Origin of the sequence: [Roseibacterium] beibuensis, from assembly GCF_039542305.1 — a bacterium.
GTDB lineage: Bacteria > Pseudomonadota > Alphaproteobacteria > Rhodobacterales > Rhodobacteraceae > Roseibacterium > Roseibacterium beibuensis.
Window position 1 is genome coordinate 57,262 of record NZ_BAABHW010000008.1, and the last position, 24,045, is coordinate 81,306.

General features: G+C 61.8%; 25 protein-coding genes. 21 read left to right on the top strand and 4 right to left on the bottom strand.

What is annotated here, in order from left to right; all coding sequences use genetic code 11:
- Positions 1-39: 39 nt before the first annotated feature.
- Entirely contained in the window at positions 40-2,394 is a 2,355-nt protein-coding gene (locus ABD923_RS18605; RefSeq protein WP_109535036.1) for a heavy metal translocating P-type ATPase, read from the bottom strand.
- Between the two features lie 181 nt (positions 2,395-2,575).
- On the opposite strand from ABD923_RS18605, the gene ABD923_RS18610 reads away from it, so the two are divergent.
- Complete coding sequence (locus ABD923_RS18610; RefSeq protein WP_093454916.1) at positions 2,576-2,860, top strand: hypothetical protein; 285 nt, start codon at positions 2,576-2,578, stop codon at positions 2,858-2,860.
- A 45-nt stretch (positions 2,861-2,905) separates the two neighbouring features.
- Here ABD923_RS18610 and ABD923_RS18615 read toward each other — a convergent pair whose 3' ends face one another.
- Both ABD923_RS18615 and ABD923_RS18620 read right to left on the bottom strand, forming a co-directional pair.
- Entirely contained in the window at positions 2,906-3,568 is a 663-nt protein-coding gene (locus tag ABD923_RS18615; RefSeq protein ID WP_109535035.1) for a L,D-transpeptidase, read from the bottom strand.
- A gap of 531 nt (positions 3,569-4,099) precedes the next feature.
- Positions 4,100-5,170 (bottom strand): hypothetical protein, encoded by a 1,071-nt coding sequence (locus ABD923_RS18620; RefSeq protein ID WP_259555042.1) that lies wholly within the window; start codon positions 5,168-5,170, stop codon positions 4,100-4,102.
- A gap of 226 nt (positions 5,171-5,396) precedes the next feature.
- Between ABD923_RS18620 and ABD923_RS18625 the strand changes: the two genes are divergently transcribed.
- From ABD923_RS18625 to ABD923_RS18670, 10 genes are all read left to right on the top strand, one after another.
- Positions 5,397-6,281 (top strand): recombinase family protein, encoded by an 885-nt coding sequence (locus ABD923_RS18625; RefSeq protein ID WP_259555041.1) that lies wholly within the window; start codon positions 5,397-5,399, stop codon positions 6,279-6,281.
- A 292-nt stretch (positions 6,282-6,573) separates the two neighbouring features.
- Positions 6,574-7,719, top strand: coding sequence for a plasmid partitioning protein RepA (gene repA, locus ABD923_RS18630; RefSeq protein WP_250045552.1), 1,146 nt, complete (start codon positions 6,574-6,576; stop codon positions 7,717-7,719).
- Entirely contained in the window at positions 7,709-8,638 is a 930-nt protein-coding gene (locus tag ABD923_RS18635) for a ParB/RepB/Spo0J family partition protein (protein WP_259555039.1), read from the top strand. The genes repA and ABD923_RS18635 overlap by 11 nt, the downstream gene beginning before the upstream one ends.
- Positions 8,639-8,841: 203 nt before the next feature.
- Complete coding sequence (locus ABD923_RS18640; RefSeq protein ID WP_259555038.1) at positions 8,842-9,954, top strand: helix-turn-helix domain-containing protein; 1,113 nt, start codon at positions 8,842-8,844, stop codon at positions 9,952-9,954.
- A 127-nt stretch (positions 9,955-10,081) separates the two neighbouring features.
- Positions 10,082-12,253 (top strand): ParB/RepB/Spo0J family partition protein, encoded by a 2,172-nt coding sequence (locus ABD923_RS18645; RefSeq protein ID WP_259555037.1) that lies wholly within the window; start codon positions 10,082-10,084, stop codon positions 12,251-12,253.
- Positions 12,254-12,353: 100 nt separating this feature from the next.
- Positions 12,354-12,827 carry a hypothetical protein gene (locus ABD923_RS18650; protein WP_259555036.1) on the top strand — a complete coding sequence of 158 codons (474 nt, stop codon included), beginning with the start codon at positions 12,354-12,356 and terminating at the stop codon, positions 12,825-12,827.
- Positions 12,828-13,192: 365 nt separating this feature from the next.
- Complete coding sequence (locus ABD923_RS18655) at positions 13,193-13,765, top strand: TetR/AcrR family transcriptional regulator (protein WP_259555035.1); 573 nt, start codon at positions 13,193-13,195, stop codon at positions 13,763-13,765.
- Positions 13,762-14,289: a DUF6653 family protein gene (locus ABD923_RS18660; RefSeq protein ID WP_259555034.1), complete on the top strand. Its 528-nt coding sequence runs from the start codon at positions 13,762-13,764 to the stop codon at positions 14,287-14,289. Before ABD923_RS18655 ends, ABD923_RS18660 begins: the two co-directional genes overlap by 4 nt.
- Positions 14,290-14,859: 570 nt before the next feature.
- Positions 14,860-15,024 (top strand): hypothetical protein, encoded by a 165-nt coding sequence (locus tag ABD923_RS18665; protein ID WP_018065899.1) that lies wholly within the window; start codon positions 14,860-14,862, stop codon positions 15,022-15,024.
- Positions 15,025-15,172: 148 nt separating this feature from the next.
- A complete protein-coding gene (locus ABD923_RS18670) occupies positions 15,173-16,135 on the top strand; it encodes a hypothetical protein (RefSeq protein ID WP_259555033.1) in 963 nt (320 codons plus the stop codon).
- 127 nt (positions 16,136-16,262) lie between these two features.
- Here the strand turns inward: ABD923_RS18670 and ABD923_RS18675 are convergent, their stop codons facing one another.
- A complete protein-coding gene (locus ABD923_RS18675) occupies positions 16,263-16,583 on the bottom strand; it encodes an H-NS histone family protein (protein WP_259555032.1) in 321 nt (106 codons plus the stop codon).
- A 424-nt stretch (positions 16,584-17,007) separates the two neighbouring features.
- On the opposite strand from ABD923_RS18675, the gene ABD923_RS18680 reads away from it, so the two are divergent.
- The 10 genes from ABD923_RS18680 (at position 17,008) to ABD923_RS18725 (ending at position 24,024) form a co-directional block, all read left to right on the top strand.
- Positions 17,008-17,412 carry a single-stranded DNA-binding protein gene (locus ABD923_RS18680; RefSeq protein WP_259555031.1) on the top strand — a complete coding sequence of 135 codons (405 nt, stop codon included), beginning with the start codon at positions 17,008-17,010 and terminating at the stop codon, positions 17,410-17,412.
- Positions 17,413-17,851: 439 nt separating this feature from the next.
- Positions 17,852-19,147 (top strand): reverse transcriptase/maturase family protein, encoded by a 1,296-nt coding sequence (locus ABD923_RS18685; RefSeq protein ID WP_259555030.1) that lies wholly within the window; start codon positions 17,852-17,854, stop codon positions 19,145-19,147.
- 172 nt (positions 19,148-19,319) lie between these two features.
- On the top strand, positions 19,320-20,519 hold the full coding sequence (locus ABD923_RS18690) for a DUF932 domain-containing protein (protein ID WP_259555029.1): 1,200 nt from the start codon (positions 19,320-19,322) through the stop codon (positions 20,517-20,519).
- A 150-nt stretch (positions 20,520-20,669) separates the two neighbouring features.
- On the top strand, positions 20,670-21,086 hold the full coding sequence (locus ABD923_RS18695; RefSeq protein ID WP_310796468.1) for a JAB domain-containing protein: 417 nt from the start codon (positions 20,670-20,672) through the stop codon (positions 21,084-21,086).
- A 108-nt stretch (positions 21,087-21,194) separates the two neighbouring features.
- Entirely contained in the window at positions 21,195-21,713 is a 519-nt protein-coding gene (locus ABD923_RS18700) for a DNA repair protein RadC (RefSeq protein WP_259555028.1), read from the top strand.
- 101 nt (positions 21,714-21,814) lie between these two features.
- The gene (locus ABD923_RS18705; RefSeq protein WP_259555027.1) at positions 21,815-22,306 is read left to right on the top strand and encodes a DUF6878 family protein; all 492 of its coding nucleotides are present in this window, start codon (positions 21,815-21,817) and stop codon (positions 22,304-22,306) included.
- A 10-nt stretch (positions 22,307-22,316) separates the two neighbouring features.
- On the top strand, positions 22,317-22,694 hold the full coding sequence (locus ABD923_RS18710) for a DUF6915 family protein (protein ID WP_259555025.1): 378 nt from the start codon (positions 22,317-22,319) through the stop codon (positions 22,692-22,694).
- Position 22,695: 1 nt separating this feature from the next.
- Complete coding sequence (locus tag ABD923_RS18715) at positions 22,696-22,893, top strand: hypothetical protein (RefSeq protein WP_259555024.1); 198 nt, start codon at positions 22,696-22,698, stop codon at positions 22,891-22,893.
- Between the two features lie 74 nt (positions 22,894-22,967).
- Positions 22,968-23,387: a hypothetical protein gene (locus ABD923_RS18720; protein ID WP_259555023.1), complete on the top strand. Its 420-nt coding sequence runs from the start codon at positions 22,968-22,970 to the stop codon at positions 23,385-23,387.
- Positions 23,380-24,024, top strand: coding sequence for an antitoxin of toxin-antitoxin stability system (locus ABD923_RS18725; protein WP_259555022.1), 645 nt, complete (start codon positions 23,380-23,382; stop codon positions 24,022-24,024). The genes ABD923_RS18720 and ABD923_RS18725 overlap by 8 nt, the downstream gene beginning before the upstream one ends.
- Positions 24,025-24,045 lie beyond the last annotated feature (21 nt).

Genomic DNA, 24,045 nt, shown 5'->3' on the forward strand with positions numbered 1-24,045 from the left:
CTGTTATGGACATTACGTTACCTTGCAAATGCTGCGTGATCAATGTCCGTGGGCAAGCGCGGCCTTTGCCATCTGTGGGCCAACCTGCTCACCGCCGGACGGCGGCGCCTTGGCCTCTTGGCTGTTCAGCAGGCGCAGGGCATTGGCCACCACCAGCAATGACACTCCTACGTCGGCTGCAATCGCGCCCCACATCGATGCCAGTCCGAACGCGGTAGCGACAACGAAAACGCCCTTGGTCGCCAAGGAAATACCGATGTTCTGATGAATGATCGACATTGTCCGGCGCGAATGACCGATCAGCCAAGGCACCTTGCCGAGATCGTCGGTCATCAGGGCTATATCCGCCGTCTCGATTGCCGCGTCCGAACCAACGGCACCCATTGCGATGGCGTAATGCGCGCGCGCCATGGCCGGGGCGTCGTTGACCCCGTCGCCGATCATGGCCACCATCTCATGCGTTTCGACCAGTTCTTCGATGGCAGTCACCTTGTCTTCGGGCAGAAGCTCGGCACGGACCTCGTCGATGCCGACCTCGGCTGCAACAGCGCGCGCTGTCCGCTCGTTATCACCGGTCAGCATGACGATGGTCTTCACACCCTGCGCGTGAAGCTGCGCCACGATGCCTTTGGCATCCGGGCGGATACGGTCGCGCAATTCCAAGATGCCGGTGACACCGGTGTCGTCGCCCACGGCAACAAGGGTGCTGCCAGCCCCTTCGATGCGGTCGCGCAAATCCTTCGGAATGGCGTCGCCGAAACCCTTCTCCTCGGCAAACCGGTCCGACCCCAGCCAGATCGACCGGCCGTCTGTGCGTCCTTCAAGTCCCCTGCCCGGAACGGTTCGGGTATCTTCCGCGGCGGATACCTTGATGCCGTCGGCTTCTGCCCGCGCAAGAATGGCGCGCGCCAAGGGATGCGAGGAACGTGCCTCCAGCCCAGCGGCGAGGGTCATCAGATCTTGCGCCGATGCTTTGCCCAGCGGATGCACCGCCGCCACCTCGGGCTCGCCCATGGTGATCGTGCCGGTCTTGTCCATGGCCAGTGCAGTGGTCTTGCCCGGTGCCTCAACATATGCACCGCCCTTGATCAGCACCCCGGCCCGCGCTGAGGCGGTGAGTGCAGCGACGATGGAGACCGGTGTCGAGATGACCAGAGCGCATGGGCAAGCGATCACCAGCAGCACGAGTGCATTGTAGAACCAATAATCCCAGGCCCCCCCGAAAATGAGCGGCGGCAGCAGGGCAATTGCAATGGCGAGAGCCATGACGATAGGCGTATAGATGCGGGCGAATTTCGCCACCCACTGCTCCACCGGCGCGCGGCGGGCATGGGCGTCGCCGACCATGCGGATAATCTTGGCCAACACGGTGTCCGAGGCGGCCTTCGTGGCGCGCACCGTCAGTGTGCCTTCGCCGTTGATCGTACCGGCATAGACTTCGTCGCCCCGTTCCTTTGGGACCAGCGCACTCTCTCCGGTGATCGGCGCCTGATCGACGGCCCCTGCCCCATCGACAACCTCACCATCCAATGGGATGCGGTCTCCGCCGCGCACGATGAAACGTGCGTTGATAGCAACCGCAGAAGCCGGAACGTCCGCTTCCGAGCCGTCATCATGAAGAACTCTTGCCGTCGGCGGCGCGAGGTCGAGCAGAGCTGAAACCGCATTCCTCGCACGCCCGACGCTCCAGCTTTCGAGGTAGAGCGAGAGCGAAAAGAAGAACGCGACTGTCGCCGCCTCGAAAAATTCGCCAAGCCCGATGGCACCGGCCACGGCGACCACCATGAGCAGGTTCATGTCGGGCGACAGCCGCCGAGCGGACGACCATGCCTTGGGTGCCACGAGCCAGACACCGAACAGGATCGCAACCGCGAACAGCCCTGCCTCGACCAGTGGCATCGGCGCTTCGCCGTGACCCGCGAAGAGGCCGAGCGCCCCGCCCATGCCAGTCTCGATGATGTGCCACAGAAATCCCGCGGCCCAGAAGCCTCCACTGAGCGCCGTAAACAGCCGCTGTCTTGCAAGATGGGCCGCCTGGTCGACCGACGCGTTCTCGGCATCCCAAGGCTTGGCGGTCATGCCGGTGCTTGCGACCAGTTCTGCAATTTCGCCGTCCGATAAACTCTTGGCGCTGTCGAGAATAGTCATCCGCCCATTGATCACGTCGAACGCGAGATGCTCGGCCCCGCCGATCTTCGGGCCGACCACCTTGTTCAGGATTGCTACCTCCTCGGCGCAATCGAGGCCGGACACCTGAAAACTGCGCCCGCCCGCTGGCGCGGGGGTCGCCGGAACGATGTCGCCGCACGTTCCGGCGCTCCCGCAGCAGCTGCCGCCGCTTGTCTGGGCATCTTCGGCGTGATCGTGGTCGTGACGATGGGTGTCGGGCGGCATGAATGGACCTCTGGATTCGGGTGCTTTACCATGACATAGCCCCTACAGTAGCTAGAGCTTCAAGAGCAAAATTCGTTGGTATTTCAGTTTGCATTCTTGCTACACGGTTTGATGACCGGCTCGTTCACCCCTTGAGGCATGAGAACCGATCGAAGGAAAACCAGAAACGAAAGGAAGCTCGATGCGGGGTTCGATGCTGAAGCAAAAAATGATGGTTGCGACGGCGCTGTCGCTCCTCGCTGGATGCGCCATTGCTCCAAGTGGCAGTAGCGACCCGGCGAATGCGATCGGGAATGTGCCTGAGAGCGTGGTGGCAATGGCGGCGCCCGATCAGAATATATCGACCGCCCGCCTCAGGCCGGAAGACGGCTGCTATTGGTACGAGCACAGCGGCCCGGTGGAGGTGACCTTGCTCCCCCTGCGAACAGCGAACGGCAACCCGATCTGCGCCGCGCGCCCAACCTGAGATCGATCGACGGACCGCAGGCACGTTGGCCGACCGAGTGCTCCCTCAGCTGCGGGCTGTGACGCTGTCCTCTGCCGAATACAGGTGAGCTGTAGAGCCGAGTTCTACATTCGGATAGAGATCGTTGATGTGGGCCATGACCATCCGCACGCATCCTGAACTCGCGCGACCGCCGATGCTTCTCGGGTAGGGCGTGCCGTGGATCCGGAGATAGGTGTCGCGATCCCCGACATAGAGATAGAGTGCCCGTGATCCGAGAGCGTTTTCCGGCCCTGGTTCCATACCATCGGCCCATTGTGCGTTCACGGGATCGCGTTCGATCATGTTTTGTGTTGGCGTCCAGTGCGGCCACCTGACCTTGCGCTTGATGTTATAAACACCTGGCTCGTAGAGGTTGCCCCGCGCGATCGCCACGCCGTAGCGCATCGCGGTTCCACCCTGTTCAATGTGGTAGAGATATCGCGCGACCGCATCGACATGGATATCTCCCGGCACGAGACCGGCCTTCGCGACCACACGTTGCGGTAGGAACCGCGGGTGCAATCCCCATGGGTTGGAAGTCTCGGCAACATAACCCTGAGGCGTCACCTGTGCGTCCCATTCAGCCTTCTGAGCCTCGGTGGGCCAAGTGTCGGCAAAAGCCATACCGGGACCGGTCACCGAAAAAAGCGCCGTTGTTGTCTGAATGAAGTGTCGTCTTGTCAGCATTTCGTACCCTTTCGGTTCTCAACGGCGATTGATGGCAAGAACGGTATGTGTTCTCCTTGAACAGATAGGACTTCTAGTGGCTAGAGGTTCAAGGGCAAATTTTCGTAAGTAGACATGCGATCCTTGCAGTTTCCAGTTTGCTAGGGAGGAGAAAACTGCTCGCACAATACCTGGTCCGAAGTTGCGCAGCGACAATTCGTTAAGTCGCAGATTGTTTGGAAATTTAGGCACAGCGGCTTCGATATCGCGACCATGAGATCGGGAACGTCACGGCACAGGGAACTTGCGCCACTCGCAAATGCTACGATGCCATCTCTGGCTCCGGCTCTTATTCCGTTATTTCGCCCCGTTACAACCTTCACCCACTGGAGCTTCAAGCGATCAATTGTCACAAAAACGTGAGACGAATGGCTAACGAACGCTTTGGGCTGGAAAAGCCTTGTCGCATTCGAACGGAAAGTGGCTTAAACGATCATCTGGGGCGGCACTAAAGCGTGCCAGGTCAAGCCGGTGTCAGCCTCGACAAATGACCTATATTAGGTCAGCTTTCCACATGCGATACCTCCCGTTCCCCGTCACCTCGCGGATCAAACCGCTTGACTCCATCCATGCGAGATTGCGCTGAATGGCGGCGCGGCTGGCTCCGGTCATGGCCTCAGCCATCGGGGCGGAGACCAAGGGCCATTCCGTGAAAACCTTTCGCAAGGCAACCGGCGTGCGGCCAGATAATTGCGCCATGACGTTTTCTGCCCGCCCGATCCACACTTCAATATCATCAAGTGTTCGCATCGCCGTTAGAATTGCGCTGTTCATCCCATCCAACCAGCGGGCCAAACGCTCGGGTGGCAAGCCCGAAACGCGCAGCCCCCCGGCCCCGGCCATAGCGAGCGGCGCGAAGATGGCACCGCTTCCATCGCTGGTCGCGATCCTAGACGCGGTGACGGCAGCTTCGATCTGGTCGCCGTGGCGTCCGAGGCCCGCCAAGCTCCACAGGTGATACCCCATGCACGCCCGCGTGATCGGGTGGAGACCCTTTGCGGCTGCCATGACGTCCAGCCACCCACCCGCGCGATCCTCGAAACGCTCAGCGCTGTCTTCAATGTTCTCGGGGTCGCGGCGATCCAGAAAAGCGGCCAGGTCAGCCATCGGTCCGGGACCGCCTGTCAAGCGCCGAACAGCCCATCCAACGCGTGCCAAGGCATTTGGGTCATCCTGCGCACCTGACAGCCGCATGGATACCCAGAGCGCCAGACGATCAGTACTCACCCGATCTCCTGCGACCCAGCTGAGGGCCGCTGCCTCGACAAGAGCGAGGCGATGCCGCCAGCCTTCCGGGCCGCGCAGCAGCCGGTCATCCAGAGCTCCCAGGCGTCCAGCCACCTTTGCTAGCCGCGCAGCGTGAACGCCTTCTGCCTTTGCCCAGTCTTCGATGACGGCAGTGTCCGGCGGTTCTGCACGCGGCCCGGGAGGCAAATCATCTGGTTCTTCTTCGAATGGTCCCGGCAGAAACCAGAGATCCTTTTCGTGAGCCTCTGCATCCTCCTCGGTAGTGATGAGGGGGTCGTCGTAACCATCAGTCAAAATAGAGGCTCTCGTATTCATATGTGCAAAATACTGTTCTTTTGCACATTACCCAAGTGATTTTGTGGCGGTTGCCTACGCCCTTTATATAGTACGCTCGCGCGACTGCCGGCGGAACCTCTCAGATCGCGCTCAGCGCTAGGGAACCAAGGGTCTTAGGATGAACGCGACGAGAGAGCACCTATTTGCATTCGTTTACAAACGGTCGTTTATTTATGATACCTTAAACTGCAAACGGCCTGTTTTGATGCCCCTGATCGGCTACGCGCGCGTCTCGACCGAGGATCAGACCCCCCTGCCCCAGTCGCAGGCCCTGAAATCCGCGGGCTGCGTCGAGATCCATGAGGAACAAGCCTCGGGCGGTAATCGTGCGCGGCCCGTGCTGGCCCGTGTGCTGGAGCGGATAGGCAAAGGCGACACGCTTGTCGTTGTGCGCATCGACCGCCTGGCGCGCTCTCTGTCGCACCTGCTGGAGGTGATCGAGCGGCTGGAGGCCAAGGGCGCTTTCTTCCGCTCGCTCACCGATCCGATCGACACGTCCTCACCGCAGGGTAAGTTCACCCTGCAAGTCCTGGGCGCCGCGGCGGAGTTCGAGCGCGCCCTGATCCGCGAACGCACCAAGGCGGGGCTGGCCTCGGCGCGCAGCAAGGGGCGGGTCGGTGGCAACCCCGGTCTGCGCGCCCGCGATCCCGCGGCGCTGCGCAAGGTGCGGCTGGCGAGGCAGGACGGCTACATGGAGCGGCTGAACGAGACGGCGCAGGACTGGGTGCCCCATGTCCGCCGCCTACGGCCCGACATGGCTTGGGAGGATGTGCTGCGCATCATCAACGGCCCCCTGCCCCGCGAGCGCCAATGGACGCAGAGCCGCCTGCTGCGCGCCGTGAACGCGTATGTGCGGGATGGGTTCCTGGAAGAATCCGTGCTGGGCCGTGCCGGTCGTCGCGATACCGACGACCGCTTGCCCGCCATCGTGGCCGGCATCAAGGGCGCAAACCCGGAGATCACGCTGCAAGAGATCTGCAACAGGCTCGAGAAAATGCGGGAACGGACGCCGCGTGGGCGGACCACCTGGCAACCGTCATCCGTGAAGATGCTGTTGGAGCGAGCCGAGAGGCTGGGGCTGCTTGATTGAAGTCGCGGGAATCGCCATGCGATTCTCATGATCTGCAGTCCGTAGGCGTCCACAATACATGTTGTGGCCACGACGCCACGACCCACGAGCTGTTGAAGTATGCTGCGAACAGGGTCACCCAACGCACTGATACTTAATGGTTTTCTCTCGTCAGAAATCAGCCCCTTCAACGCGCATACACCGTTCAACGGTTTGGGCTGGATTTACTCACCAAAACTGTTAAGGTCTACAAAACAATAAAGACTTGAGGGCAGTGATGAGCGGGATACGAGCCTCTCAAAGATTCGATGTCATGTCCAAGCGGCTTGGTAGCCGGTTGCGAGAACATGCTCAGGAGACTTTTCCACCGGATGCCCAGAAGGGTCTCCGCCGCTTCGCGATGCGGGAAGCGGCAGATCTCCTACGGCTCAACCAGAACACCTTCCGCCACCATGTGTCAAACCTCGAAGGCTTTCCCGAAGGTATACTCGAGGGTGGCAACCGCCGCAGTTTCTCTGCCGAGGAAATGGTCGAGGCCCAACGCGTCCTTCTTGAGACGGGCAGGATTAAGCCCGATGAGCACCCTCACAGAAGAGCCGGCGAACCGTGCCAGGTCGTGACAATCTTCAACCTGAAGGGCGGGTCCGCAAAAACTTCGACCGTAGCTCATGTTGGTCAGCTACTGGGCCTTCGCGGCTATCGGGTCCTGCTGATCGACCTCGACAGCCAGGCAAGTCTGACAAACCTGTTTGGGGTGACTCCTGAACTCGATCCGGACATGCCGACCTCCTACGATCTGATCCGGTCGGAAGGTCCCCTGCCCGCCTCCGAAATCATTCGCAAAACGAACTTTCCAACGGTCGACCTTATCCCCGCCTCCATGGACATCATGGAGTACGAGTTTGAGGTCGCTTTGAGCTTCAGACACGGAGCCACCACGTTCCACAGCCGGATCCGCGAAGCACTTGAGCCTGTTCTGGACAGATATGACGTGGTGATCTTCGACACCCCGCCTCAGCTGAATTTCTCGGTGATCTCTGCCCTCTTTGCCTCCACCGGGGTCCTGATCCCGCTCAACGCGTCCATGCTTGATGTCATGTCCCTGGCGAGCTTCCTCGGTATGGCGAGCAACCTGATGGGTGTCGTCGAGGCGCATGCTCCCGAACACGGTCTGAACTTCGTGCGCGTGCTGATCACCCGCTACGAGAATACCGACGGTCCACAGGTCCAGATCTCGTCTCTGCTTCGGACGGTCCTTGGCGATGCGGTCTTGCCGGCCGAGTTCCTGAAGTCGACAGCGGTAGGTGATGCCGCCAACACGCAGCAGAGCATCTTTGAGGTCGAACCTCGCGACGTAAACCGCAGAACCTACGAGCGTGCGATCGAGTCCGTTTCGCGTGTGACCGACGAAGTCGAACGCGAAATCCTCAAGGCATGGGGGCGTAGCCATGGCGCGTAAGGTCTTCGGAGACTCTCTCAAGAACGCGATGGGCAACGCCGCAACGCCGGACGAAGGTGCGGATCTTGATCTGAAGCGCACGAGCCCAACTGTCGCTCGTGCGCAAGCATCCGTGCTGGAAGAAGACAAGCACGCCACGCGCCTGATCGACCCGAGCATTGTGCGGATGTCCGCGGTCATGGACCGTATCGATCCGAGCGATGGCCTCGAGGAACTTGTGTCCTCGATCCGAGAGCATGGGCAAAAGGTTCCCATTCTTGTCCGCCGAACCCAGGATGGCGCACTTGAGATCGTCTACGGGCGCCGTCGCCTTCTTGCCTGTCGTGAGCTTGGTCAGAAGGTGCGGGCCACGGTCATGGAAATGACCGAAGAGGAAGCACTGATCGCCCAGGGCGTGGAGAACAATGCGCGCCAAGACCCATCGTTTATCGAGAGGGCTCTATTCGTCGCCGGCATCATTCGGGAACTTGGGAAAACAGACGAAACGCGCAAGAACGCCCAGACCATCGCCTATCGGGCACTCCAGATCGATGAATCTCTCGTCTCTCGGATGAACCGTATCGCGACGGGCATTCCGATGGAGCTGATCCAGGCCATCGGACCAGCACATGGCGTTGGTCGGCGGGTCTGGGAGAAGCTTTTCAGGCTGTGCGAGAAGGACGTCTCGAGAGCCAAGGAAGTCGCCCGCGAAATCCCCCGTAGCTTGCCTGGCCCAGAGCGGCTTGACGCAGCGGTTACGCTACTCACGGCCACCAAGACAACTCCGCCCAAGGCTGAGCCAGGTGAGCGCGTGAAGATCGGCCGCAAAGGCAATCGCATCACTATCGATGTGGACGCTGATCTTGCTCCACGCGTCGAAGAGGCGGTCCGAAAGCTGATCGAAGAGCTTCTTGACCGCGGTCAAGACGGCCCAAAGTGACGACCCCGTGTCTTGACCGCGGTCAAGACATCAAGAGCAACGAGCAGAAAACGAAAGGAGGAACGGCTAGAAAAGGAAAGACCCCCCGAAAGCGGTGCTTCCGAAGGGCCTCAATCAGTCTCGACACCTGATTGATACCCCCAAAACGAATCGAGTTCAACACCGCTCGCGGTGAACGGGGAAGCTTTTTCTTCCGAAACACCATGAGACATGTCACTCAAGCACGAACCGCTTTGGCGGAACAATCCGCTATTGCCTGCCCTAACCCCTACGAGCTTCTGGGGCCGGTGCGGGTTCTTCGGAAAGACCTGAACCTCACGAGCAACGACGTCACCGTACTGACAGCGCTCATCAGCTTTCTACCGCGCGATCAGAGTCCCAACTCTGGTGAAACACAGCGCAAGCTGACCATTGTGTTTCCTTCCAACGCCTCCTTGTCCGAGCGCGCAAACGGCATTGATGAAAGAACGCTTCGCCGCTGCCTGGGGCGCCTTGAGGCTGCGGGACTCATCCAGCGAAAGAGTTCAGCGAACGGGAAACGCTTCCCTCTCCGCTACGGAGGGATCATCAGGGATGCGTTTGGGATCGACTTGGGTCCGTTAATGCAGAGCCACGACGCTCTTGCGGCCAGAGCATCGGAGGTCACGGAAGAGCGTGAACGCCTGCGCTCCCTCAAGGCAGAAGCACTGGCGCTGCGCGCTTCCCTCCTACAGGACGAACAGCTCCATGACGCACGGCGGGCTTCACTGGAAACGATCCGAAACTTGCTTCGTCGAGCAACCCTGACTGCCGACACAGTCTTGCAAATCATCGCTGGTCTCCGTGAGCTCGGAGCCAACGCCAAGCCGAGCTATGGAGAGTGCCACGATTCAAACACCCGTGCGGACCGAGAGCAATCGCAAGACCAAACCCTCGGACGTGAATGCGCGAGCGAAATGTCCGCCAGGAACGGACAAAATGACCGGCAGATAGAGTCTGTAAAAAAAGAACATATAAAGAAAGACACGCACGTAATGAAGACCAACGCTCCCCAAAGCATTGGGGCAGCGACCATGAACCGGGACCCTGCAAAAATGGCGTGGACGGACTTTTCGCATGTCGCGGACTTCTTCCCAGATCCGCCACGAACAGGCGAAGCCCTCAACCGCGTTCTCTTCGACATCGGTCGATTGCTTAGAATACGCCAAGAAAAACTGATGCGTGGTCTTCAGAAAGCTGGGGCTGGACGGCTTTTGCTGATCTTGGACTACCTGTTGGGGAAAGGCGAAGCGATCAGGCAGCCCGAGGCATACTTTGAAACGATCCTGCGCGCATAGAGCATGCAGCTTACACGTCTTGACCGCGGTCAAGACCGACGAAGAGAGGGAAAGGTTGGGGGTTTGAGGGGTGACGGGAGGTGAGATCGGGAGAGTGGCTTCCGGCGCCCGTCATGGAGAAGATCTGATGGCGAAAGCAGCCCAGAATATCGTCCTGTCCCAGTCGCGGGACATTCCCTTCAACAAGCTCGTGCTGAGCCAGTCCAACGTGCGGCGCATCAAGGCGGGTTTGTCCATCGAAGAACTGGCCGAGGACATCGCCCGACGTGGCCTCCTGCAGAGCCTGTACGTGCGGCCGGTGGTCGATGCCGAAGGCGTTGAGACCGGCACGTTCGAGATACCGGCCGGTGGTCGCCGCTTCCAGGCGCTGTCGCTCCTGGTGAAGCAGAAGAGGTTGGCGAAGGCCGCGCCGATCCCCTGCATCGTGCGGGATGCTGCGTCCGACATTCTGGCCGAGGACGACTCGCTGGCAGAGAACATGCAGCGCGTCGCTCTGCACCCGCTGGACCAATTCCGCGCCTTCGTGGCTCTGCGCGAGAAGGGTCAGAGTGAAGAAGCGATCGCCGCGGCCTTCTTCGTGACGCCGCAGATTGTTAAGCAGCGCCTGAAACTCGCGTCCGTGGCCCCTGCCCTGCTTGAGGTCTATGCCGAGGATGGCATGACGCTGGAACAGCTGATGGCCTTCACCGTGAACCCGGATCACGCGCGTCAGGAACAGGTCTGGGATGCGGTGAAAAACTCCTGGAACAAGGAGCCCTATGCCATCCGGCGCATGCTGACGGAAACCTCGGTCCGGGCGTCCGATCGCCGCGCGGTCTTCGTCGGTGTCGATGCCTATGAGGCGGCCGGCGGTGTAGTCCTGCGCGATCTCTTCCAGGGCGATGACGGAGGCTGGCTCGAGGACCCTGCCCTGCTCGATCGGCTGGTCTCCGAGAAGCTCCAAGCCGAAGCCGAGGCGCTGGCCTCGGATGGCTGGAAGTGGATCGAGGTGGCGACCGACCTGCCCTATGGCTACAGCCACGGTCTGCGGCGTCTGGCCGGTGATCCCGCGCCGATGACCGACGAAGAAAGCGCGGCCCATGCGACGCTCCTCGCGGAGTATCGGGCGCTGGAGGAAGAATACTCCGGCCAGGACGAGTACCCCGAGGAGATCGATGCACGGCTGGGTCAACTCGAGATGGCGATGGAAGCGCTTGAACAGCGGCCTCTGATCTACGACCCGACCGAGATTGCGCGCGCGGGCGTCTTCGTGACGCTGGATCGGGATGGCAGTCTCGCGATCTACCGCGGGTACGTTCGGCCAGAGCACGAGCCGCACGAGGAGACCGCGGTCCAGGATGGCGATGGTGTGGATGCCATGGGGCAGGGGGGTGATGTCGGTGTTTCCAGCTGGAAGCCGTCGGCGACCTCCGCCGGCGGCACCGTCATCACCTCGGGCGGTCAGCCGATTGGTGCGGATGCGTCCGAGGAGGACGACGACGGAGCGCTGAAGCCGTTGCCCGAGCGGCTGGTCATGGAACTGACGGCTCACCGGACCTTGGCTTTGCGCGAGGCCATCGGGCGGTCGCCGGACGTCGCGCTGACGCTCCTGCTCCTAAAGCTGGTGACGGACACCTTCCGCACCGCCTCTGCGACGGGCAGTTGTCTCGAAGCCTCGGTCCGGCACGTCTACATGTCGGCCCAGGCGCCCGATCTGAAAGACAGCGTCGTCGCCAAGCTGATCGATGAGCGTCACGCAGCCTGGGAGGCCGATCTGCCCCTCGGAGACGATGCTGCGCTCTGGGACTATCTGTCCGTTCTCGACCAAGGCAGCCGTCTCGCGCTCCTGGCGCATTGCCTCAGCTTCGGGATCAACGCGCTCCAAGAGAAGGTGAACCCCTATGGGGCTGGCATCTCGGCCACCGGCCTGACCCGCCGCATGGCCCATGCCGATCTCGTAGCCCGCGCGGTGGAGCTCGACATGGTCGAGGCAGGTTGGGAGCCGACGGTCGACGGTTACCTCAACCGCGTGCCCAAGGTCCGGATCCTCGAGGCTGTGCGCGAGGCGAAAGGCGAGGGAACTGCGCAGCTTCTCGATCACCTCAAGAAGGGCGAGATGGCCGCAGAAGCCGAGCGGCTCCTCAAAGGCAGCGGCTGGTTGCCCGAGGTCCTGCGCCGGGCCGATCTGGTGGCAAGCGACGGCGAGGGGATCGCAGAAGGGCAGGGGGAGGACGCGAGCGCGCCCGACGACATCGATCTCCCTGCTTTCCTGACGGCTGATCTGCCGGACTGCACCGGGTCGATGATGGCCGCGGAGTGATCTGAACCATCCGGGGGCGGGGAAACCTGCCCCTAATTTCAACAAAACACAGTAATATCAATATGATGAATGCGAGTACTCGCATTCAGGATGAGGAATCATGTCTGCAACAACCATCATCGACACAGCCCCCCTTGGGGCGCTGATCCGCTACACCGACGGCAGTCCCAAGCCGCCGGCACGTTTCACCAAGAAGCTCGCCGCCTGGGAGCGCTCGAACGGCGTCGGCCGTCTCGTGAAGAAGGAACCGCCCCGGGTCTATCCGACCTGGACCGCTCCGGCCTCCTTCACGCTGCATGAGGGGAACTTCTCCTCAGACGGGGTCATCCTCGTCACCATCATGCGCAGCCATTCGGCAGACAGCCGGCTGGTATTCGAGGTCGCCGAGGAGCCGAATCCCGGGCAGGTCCGCGTGCTGCTGGACTTCGGTGGCAACACCGAGCTGCTGCATCTGGCGGAATCCGTCACCGCGGCCGAGCTCTGGATCGCGCGGGAGGGTTATCGCAATGCCCGTCTCGAAATCGTCGGTGCTGACGACGGCGATAAGGCAAGGGGCGCGGATCTAGCCGCCTGAGCCCTGACACTTCGTGAGGGGCCTACCCATGTGCGGGCCCCTCACCGACCACACCCTCGTCCCGCTGTGCCGTGGGGCGCCGATGGTTCCTTGCCCTACAGGGCTCACAAGCCCCTTAGGACGCTCGTTCTGACCAACACTTAGAGTTCCCCCGGTGATGGACCGCACCGCCAAACCTGTCGCTTGAGGCGTTAACGGGATCGTCCCAAGAAGTTGGAAATCTCTCGCCTGCTGCCGAATCTGGCTGCTCTTCTGTGATTGCCCGTCGACGGAATTCACGCTATGAACGAATTGTAGAATTGTTCATAGGTAGTGGATTGGGGCAGGCATTTTCGGAGAATGACCGTCTAAGGGCTCGTGAAGCCATGTTGAGGGAGGGCAGGCGCCTGTATCTCGAAGGCGGCTTCAGCGCCCTGTCGCTGTCTCGGCTGACCCAGACCGCCGGGATTGCCAAGACGTCCTTTTACTCGTTCTTCCCATCCAAGGAGGATCTGCTCCTCGACTTGCTGGCAGCTGAGGCCCCTGGCTTCAGCACACGCGTCATGGCGCCCCTCGACGACCAGGCCCTGTCGGCACGCGCAGCCCTTTCCGAGTTCCTTCACGCGCTTCTGGCCGAGTATCGCGCGAACCCTTTTCTGGCGCGATTGGTCGCAGAACCCCAGACACTGGCAGCAATCGCAATGCGCGTTCGGCCTGAAGACCTGAAACGCAAGTCCGACTGGATGGAGCGCCCTCTCGCCGCGTTCTTCGCCGCGCGCATGTCGGCTGGAGAGATCCCGCCACACCCGATCGAGACGCTGATGGATGTAGTCAGGTCGGTCGCGCTCCTCTCGCTGCACCGCGACCGGTACGGAAGCGATGAAAGATTTGAGGCCGCCGCCAGGACGCTGATCGCTCTGGTTGCAGATGGCCTCACCAGACAGGAGACAGGATCATGACCACGGAAAGCCGCATCGCCAGCTTTTTCGGCCTCGATGACATGGGCTGGGCGAAGCATGCGAACCCATGGAGCGGCTGGACCCGCTTCATCACCTGCCTGCCGCTTTTCGCCCTAGCCGTTTGGAGCCGCGTCTGGCTGGGTTGGTGGTCGCTCGTTCCAATCGCAGGCGCGCTCTTGTGGATCTGGTTGAACCCGCGGGCCTTCGGGCCGGTCCAGGATGACCGCGCCTGGATAGCGCGAGGCGTCTTTGGTGAGCGCTTCTGGTCGAACCGCCACAGGGTGCCAGTACCTGCGCGCCATCAGATCATGCCGAATATCCTGAACGTGGCGTCGCTGACAGGATTTCCATTTCTGGTATGGGGTCTGGTGGCAATTGATCCATGGCCGACCATCTTCGGGATGGCCATGATCATTGGCGGCAAACTTTGGTACATCGACAGGATGGCGATCCTTTACGAGGACATGATCGTCCAACGACCCGAACTCCGTTACCGGCAACCTTCAGAAACGTCCTCCCGATAAAGGCGCACAGCTGCGCGTGTTTCTGAACTTGGGTGGCAACACCTAGCAGCTGCATCTGGCGGAGTCCGTCACCGCAGCCGAGCTCTGGATCGCGCGGGAAGGTTTTAACAATGCGCGGCTCGAAATCGTCGGCGCCGAGCACGGCGAAAGGGCAGGGGGCGCGGATCTAGCCGCCTGAGCCCTGAGAATGCGTGAGGGGCCTGCCGAAGGGCCGGCCTCTCTCCGACCACTTGAACCTCGTCCCGCGCTGTCGCGGGGCACCAGAGGATCCATCCCCCCAATACGTAAGTCTTCAACCAAGAGCATGACCGGGAGGCTGGCGGCGTTCCAAGCATCAACGGGACAATCGGCTCCTGACGTTAGGGGACCATCCCCCGCTCGCCATTCCCTTCCTTGCCCCGAATCCCGTCTTCGAGATCAACCCGCGAGGGGTCGGACTACGGGCAAGCCCGTGCCGCCGGGTGGATTCGGACGAGCCGAACGCACCCGGTGATGTCAGACAGTCTTCGGGCCTGCGGGGTCCTGTCGCGCGGGGGATGGTCCCCCGCCTCCAAGACAGGAGCCAAACAGATGTCCCGCAAAGATGCTCACGCCTTCGCCGCCTCCCTCGCCGCCACGCTCATGGTCTCGATCGTCGTCTTCCAGGCCGGGGATGGAACCTTCGGCGCCGTCCCGGCCGATGAAATCGACGGCGACGAGGTCGTGATCGTGGGGGAGCACGATCCCTTCGGGTGAGGCTTCGGCCTCACTTCTCAAGGGCCCGGCAAGGCGCAGGCGCACCCCCGGGCCTATCGCCGACAGAGTGATAGTCGGTGCCGATCTTACGATCCCGTGCGGCATCCCTATATCTATGCCTCCGGCACCGATTTCAGGATGACTATTGATGAGTAATGACCATGACAAGAGCCAAGGCGGCGGTGAAAAGCCCCCGGAGAAGAAAGGTGTCGATCTTGCTGCTTTGAGCGAACAACTGAAGGCTCAGGGATACAATGGCGGCAAAGGGGGGGAGGCTCTAAAGAAAACCATGGAAGACATGGTGCGACAGATGGAACCCCTTCGCCATCTGCAAGAGCAAATGAAGCATCTCCAAGGGCTTTCTGGGCATGAGGGTATCGCTGCGAAGCTGGCTGAAGACGCGAAACGATATTCTGCCATCCAGGAGCAGATGGAGAAGGCGTTTGAACCCTATCGCGGCCTCCAAGATCGCATGAAAAACTTGGGGCTCTCCGCCGGGGAAGATTCCGCCATTGGCCGTGTTGCAAAGCAGATTGCCGACCAGCAGCGTGCGATTGAGGCAATGCGTCCTCATATCCCCGAAAACCTTGCTAAGCCGGAGCCGCCACGACTGCCGAACATCGAACAGATTAAGTTTCCGCCGAATCCGATCCTTGAGACCAATGAGCGCCTCGAACGTATCGAAGAACGATTTGAGCAGATGCAGGGCATCGCCACAGATGCGGCGCAGATAGCCAACGGCCTGCAAGGTGCCGCTGCTGAGTTCCTTCAGAAGTTCGAGAAAGCCGCTGCGGATAATGACCGCACCGCGGGGCGGGCCATCTGGATCGGTGTTGTTGCTGTGATAATCGCCATTGCAATGCCAGCCGTCCAAATCGGCTATTCTGAGTTCCGGCGCACGCCCGACAACGGCCCTGAGACTAAGTCTGCCATTGAGAACTTGCAGGCTGAAGTAGCCGGTTTGCGCGCAGCCCAGGCTGAAGCGTCGGCGCAGCTTGGAGAGATCATAAGTTCATCGAATGACGAGACTGCGACGATCCTCCGAGAAATCCGCGACCTATTGTCGAATCGTTCTGCGCCGGTAGGGACGGTGCTTGATGAGGTTCCGTGATAGGGAAACTACCGTCGAAACGCTGGAATGAAGACCTTGTAGACGAATGACAGCGGGGAGATGAAACCGCTCATGTCACGTGTCCCGCGCGAAGGTTGGCTCAAGGCCGATCGCGTCGTTGGAAGCCTCAATTGATGGCTAAGTCGCTCGCCGTCTTCCCTGCCTCCAACGCCTCCACGAACCACTGCGGTTTGCGTCCCCGGCCCGACCAGGTGAGCGCCGGGTTCTCAGGGTGCCGGTATTTCGCCGCGGCTGGCGCACGCGCGGATTTCGTCTCGGTGCCGACGAGTTCGGCCAGGGAGTAGCCCAGATCCCGGGCGAGAGCTTCCACCTTGGCGCGGGCTTCCGCCTTCTGCCGATCCTCAAATGTGGAAATCGCCTTGGCGACGTCCTTCTGCATCTTCTTCAGCTCGCCGAGCGACAGTGCCTCGAGATCGTAATCAGCCATTGATGCGGTCCGTGTCCTGAATGATCCGCCATCGATAGCCTGTCGCGGCAAGGGGCCGCAACTCCCGGAAGGCTGGGGCAGGGGTGGCAAAGGCTTTTGATCGCCGTTTTCGCCGCCAGGGAGGTGCTGAACTGGGGGTCAGACAGTCCGGATCGGCAAGGTGACAAGTACCGGCATGGGCTCCCCGCGCATCTCTGTCTCCAGGGCCATCCCTTCGACTGACAATCCCCTAATCCCGTTCGCTTGCCTGCGCGCAACCCCGCGTCAGTCCGGGCCGTGTTGCCCCTTGGGGCTGCCCGCGCCACCCCGGTCCTCTGGGGGTTTCCGGCGTCCGTTCCGGCCACCGTGCACGCGTCACCCGACGGGCTTTTTCCGGGTCTTGTCGAAGGGACGGTCCCGAAGACAGGAAACACAGGAGCTTATCATGCAGAACATCGTCATCCTCGCCGGCAACATCGGTCAGACCCCCGAAGTCCGCACCACCCAGAGCGGCACCAAGATCACCAACTTCAGCCTCGCCACCTCGCGCCCCCGCCTCTCGGAAGGTCGCGTCCTGCGCGACGAGAACGGCTACCGGGTCATGGACACCGAATGGCACCGCATCACCTGCTTCAACGGTCTCGGCAAGACGGTCGCTGAGCATTGCGAAAAGGGCATGAAGGTCCTCGTCCACGGTCGCATCCACTACACCAAGTGGATCGACAGCATGGGGAACGACCGCTACGGCTGCGAAATCATCGCCGAGAAGGTCGACTTCCTGAGCCGCCCGAAGTCGGCCGAGAACGAAAACCCCGAGCTGGTCGACCGCGACGATGAGATCCCGTTCTGAGGAACGGGGTCTCCCCCTCGGGCCCGGCGGGGAACCCGCCGGGTTCTCGTACCCTCGGCATCAACGGGGTTGGCTAAATTGTCTTTTGGCAACCTTGAATTGCCGAAACTTGCTCACCAAATAGTGACTGCCCGCGAGAAATGGCTCACGGGTTTGGCCGTTGAACTTGTCAACCTCTTTATGGTGACCTGGCAGCACGATGCCGAACAGCATCTCTGCGACCAGAGCCAGACGGAATGAGACACTGAGCATAGCTCGGACCTCCACGGTTACATTATACCACCTCGCGTTTTGAGACCCGTGTCTGCGAGGCGTTCGGAAGTGAGACGCTGAACGTATACGCTGACAGAAGGTGGCGTGCGTTCGGGGGACGCCCGGCCTAACAAACCGGAGCCCAGGGTCAGGGCCAGTCCTCCGAACTCTGCGATAAGGAGGCTGAATGCGGCTCGATTGGTTTAAGTCCAGAGGCTACCGCCATTTCGATCTGCCCGTTGGCGAGAAGTTCGCTAGGAAGGTAATGGACCCGAACTTCGTGATTCAGCACTCGTTTGTCCCGCTGCTTCACTACACGAAGTCAGAGAAACGCTACAAGAAATGCCCGATGACCGGGAAACGGACGATCACCTCGAAGGACCGCCCGATCAAGTATGCATCGCACCGGGACGCCTGTATACTTTCGTTCTACGCCAGCGAGATGAATAAGTTGCTGGACGCCCATTATAACGCCGCGGACCTCTCCGATAGCGTTTTGGCCTATCGTGCACTCGGGCGTGGTAACTACGATTTCTCGGCGGAAGTGCTTGCGTTTGCCAAGACCCATGCCCCCGTCACGATACTGGCGTTCGACGTCAGCAGCTTCTTCGACAACCTTGACCACACGCTCCTGAAACGCCGCCTAAAGGCAGTGCTGGGCGTAACCTCGCTGCCCGAACACTGGATGCGCGTGTTTCGGGCGATCACCGCGTTCCACTATGTTGATATGGAAGAGCTTAAGGCGAACGCCACGTTCTCCTCCCGGCTCAAGGAGAAAAGCCGCGACCGGATCGCCAGTGTCGAAGAGCTCAAGGCCAATGGCATCAAGTTTCACCCCAACCCCGAACTGGCAAAGGGGCATCGGCGAGGCATCCCTCAGGGCACCCCCATCAGCGCAGCAGCTTCGAACCTGTACATGATTGATTTCGACGCGGCAGCGCACGCTTTCTGCAACAGCATCGGTGCTTTGTATCGCCGCTATTCGGACGACATCTTGGTGATCTGCGACTCTGCTCACGCCGCAGCAGCCGAAGCCAAAATCATGGATCTCATTAAGGCAGAGAAGCTGGATATCTCTCCCCACAAGACCGAAAGGACCGAGTTCAGGGGTACGGGCGTCGTAGCGGGAAAAGCAGCACAATACCTAGGCTTCTCGCTCCACGAAGAGGGGCCAGCCATTCGAGAAAGCTCCCTCGCTCGGCAGTGGCGAAAGATGCGAAGGGCGATGCGCCGAACCCGCAAGATCGCGGAGAGAAACATCGCATCTGGAAAATCGACTAAGGCACACACCAAACGCCTGTATCGCCGTTTCACCCACCTGAAGGTGCGTGACGACGAAGGTGTTCGGATCGTACGCAACTTTTCTTCCTATGGGCGGCGCAGCGCCTCCGCATTCGGCGATGACGAAAAGATCACTCAGCAGATCAGGCGGTTTGAACGTGCCGCGCTCCGTGAGATCCAGGAACTCAAGAAGATCAAATAGACTTGCTCCTCCGCATGTTGGACCCGATTGCGTTTTCCCGATAGTGCATTGACATCGACGCGGAAGTTAACGCGGCGGAGCCGGCCTCCGAGAGTGAGAGGAGTGCCGCTTTTCCGGTGACGGGTTAAGGGCTGGGAGAGTGGCTCCCGGCGCCCGTCGCGGGAGATAGCCGATGGGCGTTGTGGAAGTTCTGGATCCGGCTCAGCCGGCGCGGGCTAGTGGCTGGAAAGTGGATGTGAGCCGGGGTGACCGGAACGGGCGGGTTTCGTCCGAATGGTTCAACAGGCCGGATGACGAGCGGTACCTGTCGCTCGACGATCTCTGGGCCAATGTAAAGGGTCGCTCTGAGCGCAGCCGCAGTCGTGTGGTGCAGACCGCCGACATCCGCGTCGAGGCCGCGCGCGACAACCCCGAGCGGTTGCACCTGATGCTGCCGAAGGCGCAGGAGCCGGTCGCGCCCACGCATTGGGCTTTTGGCCAGTTGGCCAGCATCGTCGGCGCACCGGCCTCCTACCTGCGGCAGTTGCCCGCGCCACTGGCGGGGATCAACCTGCAATACGGTCTGACCAACCACCGTGCCGAGCAGGTGAAGACCTTCGAGACGGAAGACGGCCGGACCGAACTGCGCGCGGTGACCGGCCCGGACTATGGCCGCATCCATGACTTTGAGCTGGTCGAGGCTGTGCAGCGTATTGCGGGCAATGGCACGGGCGACACGCGCTGGAAGGTGCCGGGCGTGCTCGACTGGTCGACCGGGGTCTACAACCCCGATGTCGAAATCAGCCGCGACACGACCACGCTTTATGCCTCGGACCGCGATGTCTTCCTGTTCCTCGTCGACGATCGCAACCCGATCGAGGCGGGCCGTCTGCCGGATGGTTCCCCCGATCTCTACTTCCGGGGCTTCTACTGCTGGAACTCCGAGGTCGGTGCCAAGACCCTCGGCATGGCAAGCTTCTACCTGCGGGCAGTGTGCCAGAACCGCAACCTCTGGGGCGTCGAGGATTTCCAGGAGATCAAGATCCGCCATTCGAAATATGCCGCCTCGCGCTTTGCCCATGAGGCGGCCCCGGCGCTGACGCGTTTCGCCAATTCCTCACCACAGGGTTTCGTGAACGGCATCAAGGCGGCGCGACAGCAGATCGTGGCGCGCAGCGACGAGGATCGCGCGGATTTCCTGAGGAAGCGGGGCTTCTCGAAAGCCGAGTCCGGCAAGATCATCGAGAAGGTGCTGATGGAAGAAGGCCGCCCGCCAGAGAGCATCTTCGACTTCGTGCAGGGAATCACGCGGCTTGCTCGTGACAAGACCCAGCAGGACGCCCGCCTTGACATGGAAGGGCGCGCCAAGAAGCTCCTCGACCGGGTCGGCTGACGTCGGCCCCGACAACGCGACCGCCCGCATCTGCGGCGGTCGCGCTTTCCCTTCCACATGCATGCCACTGGCCCCGCCCCGAGAGGGCAGGGGGCTTTGGCGTGTGCAATTCAGCGAGAACCGCCATGACCCCCCCAGGAAGAAACCGTCATCCTCGAGGCCCGCGACATCCTCGGCCGTTACCTCAGCCAGAATCCGGTCATCGGCAGCTGGCATGCGCTGATGGACTACTGCGCGCTGACCGTCCGCGGGCCCATCGAGCGCTTCCACGTCCTCTATCTCGACCGCAAGAACCGCATCATCTCGGATGAGCTTCTCTCGACCGGTACGGTCGACCATGTCCCGGTCTATCCGCGCGAGGTGATCAAGCGAGCGCTGATGCTGAACGCCAGCGCCCTGATCCTGATCCACAACCACCCTTCGGGCGATCCGACGCCGTCGGAGGCCGATCTCAGCATGACCAAGGAAATCCAGAAGGGCTGCAAGTACCTCGGGCTGACGCTGCACGACCACATCATCGTCGGCGCCGGGACAGAGCTAAGCCTGCGGGCCCTCGGCAAGCTCTGAAGGCCCATCGGACCCATCACCGCCGCCCCTTCGAGGACGAGGGCGGCGGTTTGGTCTTTGACGGATGAAGCGGGGAGAGAGGCTTCCCGCGCCGTCGGAGATTTCCCCATGTTCGACCTGCCCCTGCCTATTCACCAGACCGCAGTGCCTCGCGGCTTCGCGCCGCTCTTTCCGTCGGGCGTCACTGATCCCAACCTGCCCTTCGCCCTGACCCTGTCGCGCCGCGCACCGGCCGACCTGATGTCGGGCCGCGCCGCGCCGCTGGTGCTCGCCCGCTTCGCGACGCTGGCCGAGGCCATGCAGGGCGCGATCGACCATGCCGGCGGCATCGTCCCGGATGCTCCGCCCCAGCTTCTGGCGATCCTCGACCGCGACGCGCGCCTTGTTCTGGCCGGGGCCGCTAGCGACAGCGCCGTCGCCTGGTGCCACCCGGTGTGGAGCGCGACCGAGGCGCGGGACGTCGTGACCGAGGCAAGCCAGCTGCGCGCGCAAGCAGGCCGCGCGACGGCATGGGGCGAGCCCGATCTGGCAGTTCGGCTGCGCCACCGCGCCGATCTTCTGGATGCGCGGCTCGTCGACCCGCTCTGGCGCGCCTTCGCCGCCCGGGCGCTGCAAATCGCGGCGTGAGGCCCGAGAGGCAGAGGAGGGCAGGGGGGATTTGGAGCTTGTCCGGGGGAGAGAGATCGCCCGGCCCGGCTCCGATCCCTTCCCCTTACCGGAGACACAAGATGACCCTGACTGAACCCACCCTCACGCCGCCGATGGGACCCTCGACCGTCGATATGGCGCAGATCTTCGCGGCCCATGCCGAACGCGCGGCCCGGATCGACGCGCTGCGCCCCGGCAACAAGGACCGCCTCTTCGACGGCCTCATGGCCGCTGGCATCACCCATGTCACCGTGACCTTCGACGGTGCCGGTGACAGCGGCCAGATCGAAAGCATCGGCGCGTGGTCCGGTGAAACCGCCGTCAACTTCCCCGCGACCGAGATCGCCTATGCGGCGATTACCTGGGACCACCCCGAAGTCGAAATGCGCCAGCTCTCGCTCGAAGATGTCGTCGAGCAACTGGCCTACGACTTCCTTTCCGACACCCATGGCGGCTGGGAGAACAACGAAGGCGCTTACGGCGAGTTCTGCTTCGACGCCGCGGCCCGCTGCATACATCTCGAGTTCAACGAACGCTTCACGTCGTCCGAACTCTACACCCACGACTTCTGAGGGGGCGGCGATGGCACATCCCTATCACCACGCCCTCTCCTCAGTGAAGAAATGGGGCGGCACGGTCGACTGCTACATGGCCGTGCATACCTGGTTCGACCAGAGCAAGGAGATCACTGCGGACTTCCGGCACCGGGCGCTGCGCCACCATGCCGAGGGCATCTTCATGGCCGAGACGATCTTCGGCCCGACCCTCACACTCTCGACCGGGCGCATCATTCCGACCCGCTGGGTCGGCGAGCAGCATGTGAAGGAAGACCTCGGCTTCATCCCAAGCTTCGCCGACTGGGTGAAGGCCATCCGGCCGGAACCCTGGATGGGCCGGTCAGCGCGGATCGAGGCATTGGTCGATCCGCATCTCGCCTCGCCCGTGGTCGAGGTGACCTGATATGACCGATCCGGCCTATCAGCGCCTCGGCTTGCCCGTGGCGGCGTCGCCCTACACCGTCCTGCGGGCGGCGGTCCGGGCGTTCCATCCCGACACGCGCGCCGTTCGCGGCTTCCGGGCGGCGCGCAAGCGCTTCTACCGGCAGATGCTTTGCGCGCATGCCGCGCGACAGGCGGCGGGCGACAGTTCCACAGGCTAATCGCCCCATCCAGCCACTCATCCCAATCCAGCACCCGGCCACTTGGCCGGGCTTTCCCCATTCAGGAGGTCCCCATGGCGGATTACTTCACCCATTTCTCGTGCTTGCTCGATGTCGGCACCCCCGACAAAGCTGCCCGCGCGCTCGCGCTGTTCCAGAGCTTGCGCGAAGCCGATCAGGATGCCGAGGACCCGGAGGTTGCAGGCTTCGACCTCGTGCGCCAGGATGCGCCCGAGGGCAGCGCCCTCTGGATCCATGATGACGACCACGGCGATGTCGAAGCCGTCATCCGCTTCGTCCTGCGCCTCGCGGAAGAATTCGATTTCACCGGCCTCTGGGGCTTCCAGTATGCCCTGACCTGCTCCCGGCCGCGCCTCGACGCCTTTGGCGGTGGCGCGCATGTCATCGATCTCGGTGCCCGCAAATCCATCGGCTGGATCAGCACTCAAGAGTGGCTGGCCGCCGCCCTGAACGGGGAGGACGTCGATGCCTGAGGTGATCTGCACCACGGTCTACCAGTTCACCGAACTCTCGGAGGCAGCCAAGGAAAAGGCGCGCAGCTGGTATCGCGAGATCGGGCCGCACGACGACTGGTGGGACGCGGTCTACGAGGATTTCGAGCGCATCTGCGAGATCCTCGGCGTCCGGCTCAAAACCACGCCTGTGCGGCTGATGGGCGGCGAGACGCGGGCCAAACCCTGCATCTGGTTTTCTGGGTTCTGGAGCCAAGGGGATGGGGCCTGTTTCGAAGGATGCTGGTCCCACGCCAAGGGCGCGGCCGCGCGCATCCGGGACTATGCGCCCCAGGATGCGACGCTGCATGGCATTGCCGACCGGCTGCAGGCCATCCAGCGGCGCAACTTTTACCAGCTTGCTGCTGAGGTCAGCCATCGGGGCCGCTACTACCACGAATACTGCATGTCTGTGGACGTCACCCGCGATAGCCCGACCTGGCAGCCGCCCACCGAGGATGCCGAAGAGATTGTGACCGAGGCGCTGCGCGATCTCGCCCGCTGGCTCTACCGCCAGCTTGAGGCTGAATACGACCACCTGACCTCGGATGAGTCCGTTGAGGACGGCATCATCGTCAACGAGTACACCTTCACAGAAGCCGGGCGTCGCTTCGAGTAAGGGCGCACGGTTGAAAACTGT

Coding starts and splice junctions, on each gene's coding strand:
- ABD923_RS18605 (WP_109535036.1), bottom strand. CDS start 2,394: ATGCCGCCCGACACCCATCGTCACGACCACGATCACGCCGAAGATGCC.
- ABD923_RS18610 (WP_093454916.1), top strand. CDS start 2,576: ATGCGGGGTTCGATGCTGAAGCAAAAAATGATGGTTGCGACGGCGCTG.
- ABD923_RS18615 (WP_109535035.1), bottom strand. CDS start 3,568: ATGCTGACAAGACGACACTTCATTCAGACAACAACGGCGCTTTTTTCG.
- ABD923_RS18620 (WP_259555042.1), bottom strand. CDS start 5,170: ATGAATACGAGAGCCTCTATTTTGACTGATGGTTACGACGACCCCCTC.
- ABD923_RS18625 (WP_259555041.1), top strand. CDS start 5,397: ATGCCCCTGATCGGCTACGCGCGCGTCTCGACCGAGGATCAGACCCCC.
- repA (WP_250045552.1), top strand. CDS start 6,574: ATGTCCAAGCGGCTTGGTAGCCGGTTGCGAGAACATGCTCAGGAGACT.
- ABD923_RS18635 (WP_259555039.1), top strand. CDS start 7,709: ATGGCGCGTAAGGTCTTCGGAGACTCTCTCAAGAACGCGATGGGCAAC.
- ABD923_RS18640 (WP_259555038.1), top strand. CDS start 8,842: ATGAGACATGTCACTCAAGCACGAACCGCTTTGGCGGAACAATCCGCT.
- ABD923_RS18645 (WP_259555037.1), top strand. CDS start 10,082: ATGGCGAAAGCAGCCCAGAATATCGTCCTGTCCCAGTCGCGGGACATT.
- ABD923_RS18650 (WP_259555036.1), top strand. CDS start 12,354: ATGTCTGCAACAACCATCATCGACACAGCCCCCCTTGGGGCGCTGATC.
- ABD923_RS18655 (WP_259555035.1), top strand. CDS start 13,193: ATGTTGAGGGAGGGCAGGCGCCTGTATCTCGAAGGCGGCTTCAGCGCC.
- ABD923_RS18660 (WP_259555034.1), top strand. CDS start 13,762: ATGACCACGGAAAGCCGCATCGCCAGCTTTTTCGGCCTCGATGACATG.
- ABD923_RS18665 (WP_018065899.1), top strand. CDS start 14,860: ATGTCCCGCAAAGATGCTCACGCCTTCGCCGCCTCCCTCGCCGCCACG.
- ABD923_RS18670 (WP_259555033.1), top strand. CDS start 15,173: ATGAGTAATGACCATGACAAGAGCCAAGGCGGCGGTGAAAAGCCCCCG.
- ABD923_RS18675 (WP_259555032.1), bottom strand. CDS start 16,583: ATGGCTGATTACGATCTCGAGGCACTGTCGCTCGGCGAGCTGAAGAAG.
- ABD923_RS18680 (WP_259555031.1), top strand. CDS start 17,008: ATGCAGAACATCGTCATCCTCGCCGGCAACATCGGTCAGACCCCCGAA.
- ABD923_RS18685 (WP_259555030.1), top strand. CDS start 17,852: ATGCGGCTCGATTGGTTTAAGTCCAGAGGCTACCGCCATTTCGATCTG.
- ABD923_RS18690 (WP_259555029.1), top strand. CDS start 19,320: ATGGGCGTTGTGGAAGTTCTGGATCCGGCTCAGCCGGCGCGGGCTAGT.
- ABD923_RS18700 (WP_259555028.1), top strand. CDS start 21,195: ATGTTCGACCTGCCCCTGCCTATTCACCAGACCGCAGTGCCTCGCGGC.
- ABD923_RS18705 (WP_259555027.1), top strand. CDS start 21,815: ATGACCCTGACTGAACCCACCCTCACGCCGCCGATGGGACCCTCGACC.
- ABD923_RS18710 (WP_259555025.1), top strand. CDS start 22,317: ATGGCACATCCCTATCACCACGCCCTCTCCTCAGTGAAGAAATGGGGC.
- ABD923_RS18715 (WP_259555024.1), top strand. CDS start 22,696: ATGACCGATCCGGCCTATCAGCGCCTCGGCTTGCCCGTGGCGGCGTCG.
- ABD923_RS18720 (WP_259555023.1), top strand. CDS start 22,968: ATGGCGGATTACTTCACCCATTTCTCGTGCTTGCTCGATGTCGGCACC.
- ABD923_RS18725 (WP_259555022.1), top strand. CDS start 23,380: ATGCCTGAGGTGATCTGCACCACGGTCTACCAGTTCACCGAACTCTCG.